The 12,716-nt window shown below is 66.1% G+C and carries 11 protein-coding genes; 2 read left to right on the top strand and 9 right to left on the bottom strand.

Annotation, left to right across the window (positions count from 1 at the left end; translation table 11 throughout):
• Positions 1-49: 49 nt before the first annotated feature.
• The 9 genes from AC1U2B_RS16990 to AC1U2B_RS17030 all read right to left on the bottom strand — a co-directional run bounded on the left by AC1U2B_RS16990 (position 50) and on the right by AC1U2B_RS17030 (position 9,995).
• The gene (locus tag AC1U2B_RS16990) at positions 50-1,240 is read right to left on the bottom strand and encodes an MFS transporter (protein ID WP_480217647.1); all 1,191 of its coding nucleotides are present in this window, start codon (positions 1,238-1,240) and stop codon (positions 50-52) included.
• Entirely contained in the window at positions 1,237-1,875 is a 639-nt protein-coding gene (locus tag AC1U2B_RS16995; RefSeq protein ID WP_480217648.1) for a GntR family transcriptional regulator, read from the bottom strand. The genes AC1U2B_RS16990 and AC1U2B_RS16995 overlap by 4 nt, the downstream gene beginning before the upstream one ends.
• Before the next feature lie 68 nt (positions 1,876-1,943).
• Complete coding sequence (locus AC1U2B_RS17000; protein ID WP_480217649.1) at positions 1,944-2,366, bottom strand: hypothetical protein; 423 nt, start codon at positions 2,364-2,366, stop codon at positions 1,944-1,946.
• A gap of 109 nt (positions 2,367-2,475) precedes the next feature.
• Positions 2,476-3,693: an RNA-guided endonuclease InsQ/TnpB family protein gene (locus AC1U2B_RS17005; RefSeq protein WP_480217650.1), complete on the bottom strand. Its 1,218-nt coding sequence runs from the start codon at positions 3,691-3,693 to the stop codon at positions 2,476-2,478.
• A gap of 87 nt (positions 3,694-3,780) precedes the next feature.
• Positions 3,781-5,259, bottom strand: coding sequence for a M28 family peptidase (locus AC1U2B_RS17010; RefSeq protein WP_480217651.1), 1,479 nt, complete (start codon positions 5,257-5,259; stop codon positions 3,781-3,783).
• Positions 5,256-6,728, bottom strand: coding sequence for a M28 family peptidase (locus AC1U2B_RS17015; protein WP_480217652.1), 1,473 nt, complete (start codon positions 6,726-6,728; stop codon positions 5,256-5,258). The genes AC1U2B_RS17010 and AC1U2B_RS17015 overlap by 4 nt, the downstream gene beginning before the upstream one ends.
• A 44-nt stretch (positions 6,729-6,772) precedes the next feature.
• Complete coding sequence (locus AC1U2B_RS17020) at positions 6,773-7,693, bottom strand: methyltransferase domain-containing protein (RefSeq protein WP_480217653.1); 921 nt, start codon at positions 7,691-7,693, stop codon at positions 6,773-6,775.
• Positions 7,690-9,021 (bottom strand): glycosyltransferase family 2 protein, encoded by a 1,332-nt coding sequence (locus AC1U2B_RS17025; RefSeq protein WP_480217762.1) that lies wholly within the window; start codon positions 9,019-9,021, stop codon positions 7,690-7,692. The genes AC1U2B_RS17020 and AC1U2B_RS17025 overlap by 4 nt, the downstream gene beginning before the upstream one ends.
• Positions 9,021-9,995, bottom strand: coding sequence for a glycosyltransferase family 2 protein (locus AC1U2B_RS17030; RefSeq protein ID WP_480217654.1), 975 nt, complete (start codon positions 9,993-9,995; stop codon positions 9,021-9,023). The genes AC1U2B_RS17025 and AC1U2B_RS17030 overlap by 1 nt, the downstream gene beginning before the upstream one ends.
• Before the next feature lie 404 nt (positions 9,996-10,399).
• Between AC1U2B_RS17030 and AC1U2B_RS17035 the strand changes: the two genes are divergently transcribed.
• Complete coding sequence (locus AC1U2B_RS17035; RefSeq protein ID WP_480217655.1) at positions 10,400-11,698, top strand: lipopolysaccharide biosynthesis protein; 1,299 nt, start codon at positions 10,400-10,402, stop codon at positions 11,696-11,698.
• Positions 11,699-11,807: 109 nt separating this feature from the next.
• Positions 11,808-12,629: a pentapeptide repeat-containing protein gene (locus AC1U2B_RS17040; RefSeq protein ID WP_480217656.1), complete on the top strand. Its 822-nt coding sequence runs from the start codon at positions 11,808-11,810 to the stop codon at positions 12,627-12,629.
• Positions 12,630-12,716 lie beyond the last annotated feature (87 nt).

The raw sequence follows: 12,716 nt of genomic DNA on the forward strand, positions 1-12,716 counted from the left end.
GTGCACGATTTTCCGTGGTGACCGCGGAAAATCGTGCACAAATCTCTGTCTAGGCGCGAGCCGGCAGGTGCTTGGACCAGCCGGCTGCGCAGATCACGGTGCACCCTGCGGCCAGTAGGCCGACCACGGTGAGCATCGCCGGGTAGCTGACGTAGTGGGCCAGCGCGGCCAGCACCGCCGGCAGCAGGAAGCCGACATACGCCAGCGAGTAGTACACGCCGGACACCCCGGCCAGCTCGTGAGGTTTGGCGATGCGCTGAATCTCGAGCAGCCCGGACACGATGGCGATGCCGTAGGCGCTGCCCAGCAGCATCGCCACCAGCACCGCGATGGCCGGTGAGCGCGTCACGGCGGTGGCGACTGCGGCGAACACACCCGCCGACATCAGCACCATGGACACCACGACGGCGCGGGCGCTGGAATGGTCGTCCAGGCGCCGGGCGATCGGCTGCACCAGCACGCCGCAGGCCAGGGTCAGCACCGTCAGGCCCGCGGTGTACAGCAGTGCCCAGGAGCCCAGGCGATCAGCGACCAACGCCGGCACGATGGCGTACGCGATGGCTGCAGAGCCGAACACCCACGGCGCCATCGGGGCCACCACGCGGACGAAGCGGCGGTGCGTCGCGGCCGGAACCCGCAACTGGGACAACAGGTCTCCGCTGACGCGAGCGCCCCGCGTCTCCACGGTCCGGGTCAGCACCAGCCAGAGCGCCGGTGCGCACAGCGCGGCCTGCACCAGGTAGGTCAGGGTCAACGGCAACGGGGCGAACTGCGCCAGCAGGCCCGAGCACAACGGCCCGATCGCCAGCCCCAGCGACAGCCAGATCGAGGCCCGGCGCGCTCCGGCCCCGGCCGCGGCCGTGTCATAGGGCGGCGCGGACAGCTCCGCGATCCAGGTCGAGCCGACGGCCATCGCGACGCCGACACTCAGCCCACAGAGCAACCGTCCGACGAAAAGTGCTGAGAATCCCCCTAATTCGCCGGTCGCGAGGATCAGGCTGCCCACAGCCGAACTGATCAGCCCGGCAATCATCAACGGGCGGCGGCCGTAGCGATTCGACATCGCCGCGGCGATCAGCAGCCCGGGGATCAGGCCCAGCACGTAGGCGCCCAGCAGGACGTCGACATCGACGCGGGAGTATCCGGCGCGGTGCACATATTCGATCAGCATTGGGGTGAACTGGTTTCCGCCCCAACCGATGCAGAACACACCGGCGGCGACGGCGAGCCACGGCCTCATCGCAGCACCACCTCGTACGTCGATTCGAGGTGCGCCACCAGCCGGGCATCGAACGCCGCCGCGTCGCGGGCGCCGATGGCGTGGGCCAGCTCGGCGTGCTCGGCGATGAGCCGATCGACGAGGGTCCGGTCGGCCTGCACAGCGTCGGCCATCATCCGGCGCTGCCGGTCCCCCAGCGAGCCGTAGAACCGCTGCGCGATGCAGTTGCCGGCGGCATCGACGATGTGCCGGTGGAAGGCGTCATCGAGCTCGGCGAAGCGCACCAGGTCGGCGGCGGCACCGCGCTGCTGGTCGATCAGCCGGGCGAGTTCGGCGGCCGCGGACTGCGCGGCGGCCTCGGAGCGGCAGAGCCGGCGCACGGCGCTGCCCTCAAGCGCCAAGCGCATCTCGAGCAGGTCGGTGGCTTCCCGCGGCGGGATCGGCACGACGACCGCGCCCCGGCGCGGCAGCAGGTCGAGCAGGTCCTCGGCAGCCAGCCGCAGGAAGGCCTCGTGCACCGGGGTGCGGCTCACGCCGAGTTCCGCGGCCACCTCGACCTCGCTGAGCAGCTGCCCGCCTTTGACCGCGCCGACCAGGATCTTGGTCTTGGTGTCCTGGTAGGCGCGCTCGCTGGCGGGCGTCTGCTCGATGGCCATCTGACGACCGTACCAACTTGCATGCAAGGTTGCATACAAGTAGTGATGGAGTTAACGCCGCGCGGCGGTCAGTGCCCCTGCTGCGGCTGCTGCCACTGTTGTTGCTGCTGGCCACCGTTGTAGCCGCGCCGCTGCGGCTCCTGCGTGACGGTCTGCGTCGACGTCTGCACCGAGGTCGACGTCTCCGTCGAGGTCTGGACCGACGTCGAAGTCTCGGTCTGCGTTTGGGTGGCGGTCTCGGTGTTGGTCACCGTCTCGGGAGCCGGCGCGGGGGCCTGCTGCTGCCCGCCGCCGTTCCCACCGCCGCCACCACCGCCGCCGTGGTGCTCCTTGGCCGTCGTCGTCGTGGTGGTCGTGGAACTCGACGGGGTGACCGTGACGGTGGTCGGCGCGTTGTTGCCCTGCGAACCGCAAGCGACGGTCAGCTCGCCCATGGCCAGGACGGTGAGGGCGCCGGCAGCCGCCGACCAACGACGATGGGTGCTTTTCATGGGCACCATTACTAACTCGGCAACCTGGCAACCAGACTCACAGAAAGGGCGATTCTGGTTATGAGCTCGCTTTGAATCCTCCCGATCCTGAACGATCGGGATTTCTGGCTCAGGCTGCCTGCCCGCTCGGTGAGCGCTCAGGTCTTAAGCCATCAGCACCAGCCGGGTTGAAACCAGCCCGGTTGAGCATGACGTGCGCGGAGTTCTTGTCGCGGGGCGCGAGGTGTCCGCATGTTTCGCACCGGTAGGTGCGCTGCGACAGCGGCAGGCGGTGTTTGGTTCTCGCACCGCACATACTGCAGTCAGTTGTCGTGTGTTTCGGGTCGACCAAAACCAGCTGGCGACAGTGCTTGCCGGCTTGCTCGTTCAACGCGCGCTTGGTGGCCGCGATCGCCCCGTCAGCAGCCTTTCGCGCCATCGTCGATTTCGCGAGAAACTTTGGCCGGAAGTCCTCGACAGCAATCTGATCGAAATCGGTGACGATCCTCTTAGCCCATTTACGGCCAGCATCGGCGCGCTGGGCCGCGACGTGAGCGTGCTGTTTGGCCGCAGCCTTTTTCGCGGTCTTGTAGCCGCCGGACGCCGGCTGCCCTTTCGCGGGTTTGCGGCGGGCCATCATCCGCTGATACCGCGCCAGTCTCGCTGCTCCGGCGCGGCCGTACTGCGGGTGCGGCAGGTCATGGTCGTCGCTGGTCGTGGTCGCCACATCCGTGACGCCCCAATCGATCCCGATCGAACGACCAGTCGGCGGCAGCTGTTGTGGTTCTGGCCGCGGAACGACGAACGAGCACCACCACCGACCCAACGCATCGCGGAAAATCCGGACACTCGACGGAGCGTACGGCAGCTCACGTGACCAGACCGGCCGCACCACAATCCCACCAGCGAGCTTGAGGAGGGTTCCGCCGACACCGAATCCACGCAACGTGTAGTTCAGGCTCGGCGACGCTCGGTGCTTAGCCTTGAACCGCGGCATCCCCCGCCGCTGCGGCGGCGGGAGTGCTTTGTCTTTGCGGTCCTTGAGAGCCTTTGCGCGGGCCTGGCCGAAATCGCGGATCGTCTGCTGCTGAGCCACGCTGGAGCCTTCCGAGAGCCAGTCGTGCTCGCCACGCCACCTGGTCAACCGCTTGTCCAGCTGCGCCGGGCCACATTCGGTCTTCACCCCAGTCGTGATCGTTTCTCGGTGCGCGGCGTTAGAGGCCTCGACGCACTGATTCCACACCCACCGGCACCGGTCCCATTCGGCCAGCAACATCCGCTCCGCAGTGCCACCGACGCGCAGCCGGTAGGTGTACCGCACCTTGCCCGCGTCGCTGGCCGAACCCATAAACCGAACCGTAACGCCCGCCACCGACAAATCCCGTCCCGCCGAATGTGTCGGACACTTCCGCCGAAAAGGGTTGGTGAACCTTCGCTACTTGCCTGGTTGCCGGTGTCGCTGGTCGCGCGGCGGCACGCCGTTGGGTCCGGCCAGCGACTGCGCGTAGGTGCCGACCGCAAACGCGACCGCCGGCCCGGTGACGGCGAGTGCGGCCCGGTTCAGCTGTTCGACGGTGTCTCCCGTCGGCCCGTGCGCGGGATCGAAGGCGACGCCCGCCTGCCCGCCCCACAATCGGGCCTGCAGGGGCGTCTTGCGTTGCGACGTCCCCGTCGAGATGCCGCCGACGGGAACCCCGGCGGTGAGGAACGGGCCGTAGCCGCTGCCCAGATCCATCGTCATGTCCGCGGGCCGTTTGCCGCCGAGGTAGAGGTATCCGGCCAATGTGCGCTCGACGCCGGCCGACCCGGCGGGCACCGCGTCGAGCGGAATCTCGGCGTTGGCCTGACCGGACTGGTCCCCATCGAAGGTGAAGAACCCCGCGTTGGGCGAGCCGAGGATGTCGAAATCCAGATACAGCGCAATGTCATTCAGCGGTTCGGCAGCCAGCCCGCGCACGTACTTGGTGGCGCCTTCCTGGCCCACGGCCCCCGAACCCCAGAAGGTGAACCGGACCGCGTTCTCGATCTTGGGCGAACCGCCGAGCGCTGCGGCCGTCTCCAGCAGTGCGGACACTCCGGTCGCGGCATCGTTGATGCCCGCGCTCGTCGGCGCGCTGTCGAGGTGCGCACCCGCCAGCACGACGCTGTGCTGATCACCAGTCTTGGTCTGGGCCAGGACGTTTCGCGACTTCACGCCGGTGTTCTTGGCGTCGAGGGTGAGCTTGACCGGGGCATTGGTTTTCAGCAGGACGGCATCGGCGTCCTTGCCGATGATGCCCATCGGCGTGTTGAGGTGCTCGTAGTAGCCGGGGCTGAACAGCCCGCGCGGGGCGCCGTTCGCATTGGGCGGACTGACCACCAGCACTGCGACGGCTCCGCGGGCCACCGCCGCGTTCTGCTTGTCGACGACCGAGCAAGTGGTGTCGTCGACCACCGCGATGGCTCCGCGCAGATTGAGGGTGCCGTAGTCGTCCGGTGCGCATCCGGCCGGCTTGACCGCGTGCAGCGTCGGCGCGCTCAGGCCACCGGGCGCGGTGGACGTCAGCAGTGAGGCCTGCACCACCGACCACCTGCTACCGCCGACATCGAGCACAGGATTGCCGGGGGCGCCTCGCAGCACGCGCACGTACTCCGGGGTCTGGACATCGAAACCTTTGTCCCGCAAGAGATTTGCCACGTAGTCCACGCTGGCCTGGTAACCGGGCGTGCCGTCGGCACGGGTGCCCTTGTTGTCCGCGGCGATGGCGGCGAACTTCTTCAGGTGCGAGTAGATGCCGTCGGCACCCACCTTGGCCGCCAATGAGTGGCCGAGATCGGGGTCCGGCGCGGGCGGAGGCGGGACGGGTGCCTGCGCGGGCGACGCACATGCCGTCAACGCTGCCGCCAGCAGACCTGCGACGAGTGCCCGCCTCATGATGCGGAGACCACGTGCCGGGTCCGGTCATCCCGGACCGGAACGCCGTTGCGGCCGCCCAGATCCTGGGCGTACCTGCCAACCCCGAAAGCCACGCCCCGGCCCATGATGTCCATTGCCGTGCGGTTGATGTGCGCCAAAGTGTCCGTCTTCTTGTGATAGTTGGGGTCGAAAGGTTTTCCGGCGATGCCGCCCCAGAGGCGGGCCTGCTCGTCGTTCATGTTCTCCTCATCGCCGGTGCCCAGTCCACCCGCCGGAATGCCGGCCTTGGTGAAGGCGTCGTAATCCGACCGCCCGTTGAAGGGGTAGTCCTGAGGCCGTTTCCCGGCGCCGGCCAGATATCTCGTCAGCGTGCGATCGATACCCGCGGAGCCCTCGGGGATGCGTGGCACCAGGTCGTCGGCCAGCGGCGCGCCGGACAGGTCACCGTCATAGCTGAAGTAGCCGGCGTTCTCCGAGGCGAGCATGTCGAAATTCAGATACAGCGCAATGTCTTTCAGCGCTTCGACGTCGAGGGATTCGATGTATCGATCAGAGCCGATCGTCCCCTCCTCTTCGGCGCCCCAGAACGCGAACCGCACCGCGTTCGCGACCTTTGGCTCGCTGCCCAACTGCAGCGCCGTCTCCAGGACCGCGGCCACCCCGGACCCGTTGTCGTTGATGCCGGGCCCTTCCTTGACGCTGTCCAGATGCGCGCCGACCATCACGACATCGTGCACGGAACCGGTCTTGGTCTGCGCAATCACGTTGCGGGTGCGCTCAATCCGCACTCCGGCATCAAGCTTGAGGGTGATCGGCCCCGGGGCGGAGCGCAGCCGCGCCCCGTCTGCCTTCGGGATGAGTACCGCCGGAATCTTCACCGTCGCCTTGGCGCCGAGGGTGCCGCCGCGTACGGGCACCCCCGCCTCGTCGACGTCGTCCTTGTTGTCCGCCACCACCAGCGCCACCGCACCGTGGACCGCTGCGGTCGCTTCCTTCACCGCGAACGGACACGTGCCGCGGTCCACCAGCGCCACCGCGCCCTTGATCGGCAGGCCGTCGTAATCGGCACTGTTGCAGCCTGATCCGGCCCCGCCACGAACCGGGACCAGCGGTGCGGTGAGTCCTGGAGTGCCGACCGAGTACTCCAGCGCCCGCGCCGGTACCCGCTTGCCGGCAAAGGTCAGCTCGGGCGTGTTGTTGTACGCCACCTTGACTTCCATATCCGGGGTAGCGACCTCGAAACCTTTGGCGCGCAGTGCATTCGCCACGTAGTCCACGCTCGCGTCGTAGCCCGGAGTGCCGAACGCCCGGTTCCCGCCGTTGGCGTCGGCGATGGCCTGCAGCTTGGCCAGGTGACCGGTCGTCGCATCGACGGTCACGGCCCTGGACAGATCCCCGGCGAACCCATCAGCAGCGGGTGACGACTGCGCGCAGCCCGAGATTCCGACCGCCAGCACCAACGCAAGCGGGAGCAGGGTGCGGGCCATGGGCACCACCGTAGCGTGAAGGCGAAGCGCTCGGGCCCACCACGCTAATCGTGCCGCGAGCCTGGTCGGCGCAGCACGTATCGCAGGAGGGTTGCCTCCGCATCGATCGAGCTCAACCCGTACGCGGAGTGCACCGTGATACCGCGGAGCGGTTCGTTGATGATGCCGCATTCGACGATCTCGAAGCCGGCCTCCGTAAAGATGGCGTCCCATTGCTGCCGCTGCACCCGGTTCACATATTGAACGGTGCTGTTGAACCACCGCTCCCAAGTACTGGGCGAGTAGCGCAGATAGTTCTTCGCCGGCATCGCCGGATCGAAATACGAGAGGTGATCGGCCAAGTCGATCTGATGGATCGCATATCCGCCGGGCCGCAGCAGCCGGTGGGTCTCCCGGATGACTTGCGGGAGCACGCCCCGTTCCACATGCTCGAGGGTGTCGGCACTGACGACGAGACCGTACGACTCCGACTGGAGTGGGGCCAGCGAGGCATCCCGCTGCAAGCAGTACTCGGCCCCCATCACCTGGTAGGCACTGTCGAAGGAGTCGGTCGCCAGCAGATCGTCGATCAGCTCCGCCCCTGCCAGCCGACGTTCGTCAGATAAATTCAACTCGGGCAGAGCAATTCGCAGGTCTGACAGGTAGCGGCGGAAGACCGGCCACAGTCTCATGTCGTCCACATCGAACATCGTGGGCCGAACGTCCGCCAGCAACCTCATGACCACAGATTCGAAATGCACCCAGCCGGTACCGAGTTCGAGAACGCGATCACCCGCGAGAACGGGGTGGTGCACGGCGATGAGATTCGACAGGGCGACGGCACGGTCCAGATAGCGCTCTGGCAGGCCGGACCGCATCCGGCGCATCGTCTCGACGGCATTGCCGAGCCTCCGGTAGGCGGTCCGGGTCTGTGGGGTGAGCGAGAATCCTTTGGCTGCGGTGGCCACGAGCGCGTACCGGATCACCTTGACGCCTCTCGAGAATTGATTCGGCGGGATCGCCAGCGACTCAGGCCGTAGGCCAGCGGGCCGGACAGCATGCCGAGCTTCTCCCACCGGGCCAGTTCAACCGGCCAGTCGTCAGACGGTTGCCGATCTCGCGTCGACACCGAGGACGCAGCGAAAGCGAGACCCGCGGGCAGCCGGCGCAGCAGAGTCCCGAGCATCCTGGGCTCGTGCACGATGGAGCTGGTCATGTACGCGCCGAAACCGACGCCATACCGAAAAGCCTGCTGGCGCAAGGCCGACATCTCTTGCGGATGCCGATGCCAGACCACCGCGGCAGGCTGATAGACCAATTGGTGGCGCACGACCACGCGGAAGAACGCGGCCAGGTCATCGCCCCCTTTCGCGGTCGTTCCGATCCCGATCGCCGGGTCGAACCCGCCGAGCTGGCGAAGCACACTCGTATCGAAGGCCATGTTGGCTCCCGAACCCAGACGACCGACCGCGAACGGGAACAGCGGGTCATCCGGTCGGTTGTTGCTCATGTCGTACGTGCGGCGCGCGAAGCCTTTGGAAAATCCGCCATGCCACTCCAGATTCAGCTGGGCAGGCGTTTCGAGTTCGGACGGCAGAATCAGGCCGGTGACGCACCCGACGTCCTCGCCCGCGGCGAATCCTTCGGCGATAGCGGTCAGCCAATGCCGGTCGACGATGACGTCGTCGTCGGCGAAAGCGACGACGTCGGTCGCCGTCTCCTCGAGCCCCCGGTTGTGCGCCCACGACAAACCTCGTCGGCCTTCCCGGATGTACCGGACCCGGTGGGCGAATTCCTCGGCGATGACGATCTTCGTGGCATCACTGCTGGGATCGTTATCGACCACCAGCACTTCGAATTTCGGATAGTCGACGGCCAACAAAGTCCGCAGACACGCTCGCAGCGTGTCGGGCCGATCGCGCGTAGCCACGATGACGGTGATGGCCGGTGGATCGGTCAGGACTGCGGTACGTTCCCGGCGGCATCGCGGCTCGGCTGACGGTTCGGCGCGGAGCGCATCGATGCTGTCCGCACCCGGCAGGCCGTCGGCCACGAGATGCGCGTTGATCTGCTCGCGCAGCGATGCCCAGACCGCGGCTGAGTGCGCCTGCCAGGCAAGACCTTTGGCCCCGTCGAGGACCAGCGTGCCGATGGGCTGCGCATGCAGGAGCACCAGCGCGTAGATGCCCTGGCCCGGCCGCGTGGCGTTCGTCAGAGCGATCTCGGCCGGCGGGTCACTGAGCTCGATCTCGGTGCGCGCCAAGGGAAGTTCGGTGGTGGCGACTGCCCGCAACGGCAGGTGGTTACCTCCCATCACCACGCCTTCTCCCCTGCCGAACGCAACATCGAGTAGCCATAGCCGACCGTGGTGACGACGAGGCCCACCAGTACCGCCGCGCTGCGCGCGCATGCGGCGCGCCGACTGCCATGCCCGACCAGGGCATCGCGCAGCCCTCGGAAGAATGCCAGCGGCAAAACACTTGTGACGTACCGGCGTTCGGTGCTCAGTGCATCCGACGACCCGACCATGCCGCTGACCCGATGCTTCGACAGCCCCTCGGAGAAACAGCGGTCCAGGAAGTACCCCAGTCGTGCGCGCTCCGGCGTCACCGAGTGCCGGACGGCAATCGAGGGATCGAACAACAGCCGGGCAGTCGGACGCGCCTGGGTGAGCCGGATACACAATTCGGTTTCTTCGCAGCCGATCGGGCGCGACCCGACTCGTCCGACATCGACGTTGAAATCACCAACCTCCGCGAACACCGAATTGCGAAAGGACATATTGCATCCGATGAAATTGCGGACGGGGGTGACCGCGACCGGCAGACCACGATGGCTGCAGCCGACCACCCAGTCGTATTCGTCGGGGAACCACGGCGGCCGGCCGGCACCGGGCCACACCGGTTCGGCATAACCTCCAACGCCGGCGACAGCGGGATCGCCGTAGTGGGCGCGCAGCCCGTCGGCCCATCCGGGCTGAATCTCGGCGTCGTCATCGACAAATGCCAGAACATCGCGGCAGGCACGCTCGATACCACTATTTCGTGCACCGGACAGTCCTTGCACCCTCGAGTTCGCGATCACACGGTCGCCATATCGGTCCGCCATGAATTCGTACAACTCGGTGTTGTGATCGATGACCACGACGACCTCGTCGCAGGAATGCAGCTGATCCAGGAGTGCGTCAACGCATTTCACGAGCTGAGCAATTCTCTCGGTGGTGTACGCGCAGACGATGGCGGACAGCGACACCTCACAGTCAGGCGTGGTTGCTGTACTTCCTGGCAAACCATCGTTCCTACTCGGCATCGACGACCCCCGTCGGCTTTCATCGCACATACCCGCGACCGGCGCCCTGCCTGTGCGGATCGATGGCGACGCATGGTCATCTCAGCAACTTGGCTACTGTTTCAGATCACATAGTAGCTACAAGACCTCGTCAGTGGGCAGAACTGGCAAATATTTCAACAGGTGTAGACGCGCCCGCATCTCTTTCCCGGAAGGCTGCCATTCACCCCCTCGGACAGACCCGCGCGGTGGTAAGGTCAGCCGCGACGCGATAACGGGGTCGGATGAACACAGCAAACTTCCACCACCTTCACACGGCGCGGCGCCGCGGGGTGCGGACGGCAGTCGGAAGCGACGGCCGTAACCGTCCTCCGGCCAGCCGCTTTACGGGTGAGTTGTAATTGATGACAAACCTGCGTGTGCAATTCCGCGACGTCGTCCGCCGTCTCCTGGATACGCACCTCGCAGTGCATTCCGCAGCTTTGGTCACCACCTGGATCATTACCGCCGCCACCGGAATCATCTTCTGGTCGATTGCCGCCAGAGTGATGTCGCCACAGCGACTCGGCGTCGATACAGCCATAATTTCGTTGATATCGACCGCGGGGATCGTCGCCGCGACCGGCACCGGAAACTCCTTCATCGCGCTTCTCCCCGTACGCGGCTGCGACCGTGAAAGGCGATTGGCCGACGGCTACTTCATCGTCTGCCTGCTTTCGACAGCCATCGGCGCGGCGACGGGCATCGTCGCTGCCGCGACGCTGCATCTGGAAGTAATCAGCGCTGTCTGCTGGACGACAGTCGGCTCTGTGGCAACCGCCGCGTACATGTTGAAGGATTCGGCGCTCCTCGGACTCAGCGGAACGCCTAAGCTGCTCGGCCAGAACCTGGGAGCGAGCCTCGCCAAAATCGCGCTGGTTGTCCTCCTGGCGTCCCACGTATCGCATCCAGCAGTCGTAGCGACCATCGCTTCTTCGGCCATTGTTGGCGCCATCGCAATTTTCGTTGTGATTCCCCGGCTTCTCGCGGCAAGCCCCTCGGCGCCACCGGCTACACCTACCGGTGGCCCGACCAGAAGAGATCTCGCGATCTTCTCTCTGCGTGACGGGGCCGGCAGTGCGATGGCGAACGGCGTGTTCTTGATATTGCCGTTCCTCACCACCTGGATAGCCGGAGCAACTCAGGGAGCGGTCGTCGCCTTGACGCTCTCGTTCTCACTGTCGCTCGAGTTGGTCTCCAGTGGCGTTGGAGCGGCGTTGACCGTAGGCCTGTCCGCATCGCCCGAGCGGTTGTGGGAACGCGGACGCCAGGCATGGCTCATCACCCAGGCCATCGTGATCATCGCAGGCCTCGGGCTGGTGGTGGCCGGTCCCGCAGTCGTAGCGATCCTCGGGTCCCAATATGAGAACCTGCCCGTCATATCTGTCCTGGTCATACTTGCCGTCGGCTCCGTGGCGCGCGTCGCGTTTGTCATCTGGACGTCGGTCATGCGAGCGATCAGCTGCACCGGAGCGATCTTGGCCGCCAATGCTCTCGGCACGGCGCTTGCGATACCGCTCATCGTCTTGTGCACCGCGCGGTGGGGTGCGGTAGGCGCCGCCGTGGGCTTGAGCATCGCTTCCGCTGCGACCGGCGTGATCGGCGCCATCGGAATTCTGAACAGAGGACGGCCTGTGGTTCCTCCCTTGAAGAACGACACATGAGATGGGGCTACCCGTGACGAAATCCAATCCGTTTCCACGGATGTGGCACTTCTTCAAGAAGCCCGATCCGCCGTGGTGGGTCCCGGCTGTGACCACAGCACTACTGATTGTGGTTGCGGTCGTCGGCGCGATGACGATCGCAGACAATCGTCGGGCCGATCGAGAAAGCCTGCGGCACGATGCCGACCTGAACCAGGCCCAGGTACTCGAGAACTTGCGGTTCGTCCGCGACTACGCCAACTCGCAGCGGCAATTCGCCGCCGCGCAGACGGGCGGCGCGACCGGTGCCGGTGGGACGTGTCCGCCGTCGCGCCATCCCAGCGCGGCGGTCCGGCAATCATTCGAAAGCATCAACCTGTCGGGCCAGAACCTGGCGTTCCTTCAACTCCCGAACACCAACTTCGCGAGAGCCAACATGGATGGCGGTCGTCTCGTCGGCGTGGTGCTCACCCCCAATTCCGACCTGGCGGGCGCTTCTCTGATCGAGGCAATCCTCGTCGACGGCGATCTCAGTGAAGCCAGCTTGATCAACACCGACCTGACCAACGCCGATCTGCATGGGGCGCGATTATGCGGCGCGAACCTGGCCGGGGCGAAACTTTCAGGGGCGAACCTGAGCAATGCGGTGCTGACGGGCATTGATTTCAGCGACGCGAACGGCACGTGGATTGCGCAGGAGGGTGCGCCCGACGTCGGTTTCGTCGTCCGCGGGAAGGTGAACCTCAGCCGCGCCGACCTCGCCGGCGCTGATCTCACCGGTGCGACGAACCTCGACGCCGCAATGCTCTACGACATCTACTACGACAGTGCGACGAAGTGGCCGGCAGGCTTTTCCCCGCAGCCGAGCCGCGAGAAGCGTTGCGTCCGAGCCGATAAGTTCTCCAATCCCGACAGTCCTTGCCTCGAGGGTGAAGAGGGGGCTTCCCGTTAGCCCGGAATCGGCCCAGATACGCCGGCCGTTGTCGCGGCCGGCGACAGGCCGGCACCGCTCGATTCAAGATTCGGCTGGGCGGCCCCA

The organism is Mycolicibacterium sp. P4_G11, from assembly GCF_056555145.1.

What these genes read in the sequence shown, in the direction of transcription:
- AC1U2B_RS17025 (WP_480217762.1), bottom strand. Translation starts at nt 9,021, where the DNA reads ATGGGAGGTAACCACCTGCCGTTGCGGGCAGTCGCCACCACCGAACTT.
- AC1U2B_RS17035 (WP_480217655.1), top strand. Translation starts at nt 10,400, where the DNA reads ATGACAAACCTGCGTGTGCAATTCCGCGACGTCGTCCGCCGTCTCCTG.
- AC1U2B_RS17005 (WP_480217650.1), bottom strand. Translation starts at nt 3,693, where the DNA reads ATGGGTTCGGCCAGCGACGCGGGCAAGGTGCGGTACACCTACCGGCTG.
- AC1U2B_RS17010 (WP_480217651.1), bottom strand. Translation starts at nt 5,259, where the DNA reads ATGAGGCGGGCACTCGTCGCAGGTCTGCTGGCGGCAGCGTTGACGGCA.
- AC1U2B_RS16995 (WP_480217648.1), bottom strand. Translation starts at nt 1,875, where the DNA reads ATGGCCATCGAGCAGACGCCCGCCAGCGAGCGCGCCTACCAGGACACC.
- AC1U2B_RS16990 (WP_480217647.1), bottom strand. Translation starts at nt 1,240, where the DNA reads ATGAGGCCGTGGCTCGCCGTCGCCGCCGGTGTGTTCTGCATCGGTTGG.
- AC1U2B_RS17015 (WP_480217652.1), bottom strand. Translation starts at nt 6,728, where the DNA reads ATGGCCCGCACCCTGCTCCCGCTTGCGTTGGTGCTGGCGGTCGGAATC.
- AC1U2B_RS17000 (WP_480217649.1), bottom strand. Translation starts at nt 2,366, where the DNA reads ATGAAAAGCACCCATCGTCGTTGGTCGGCGGCTGCCGGCGCCCTCACC.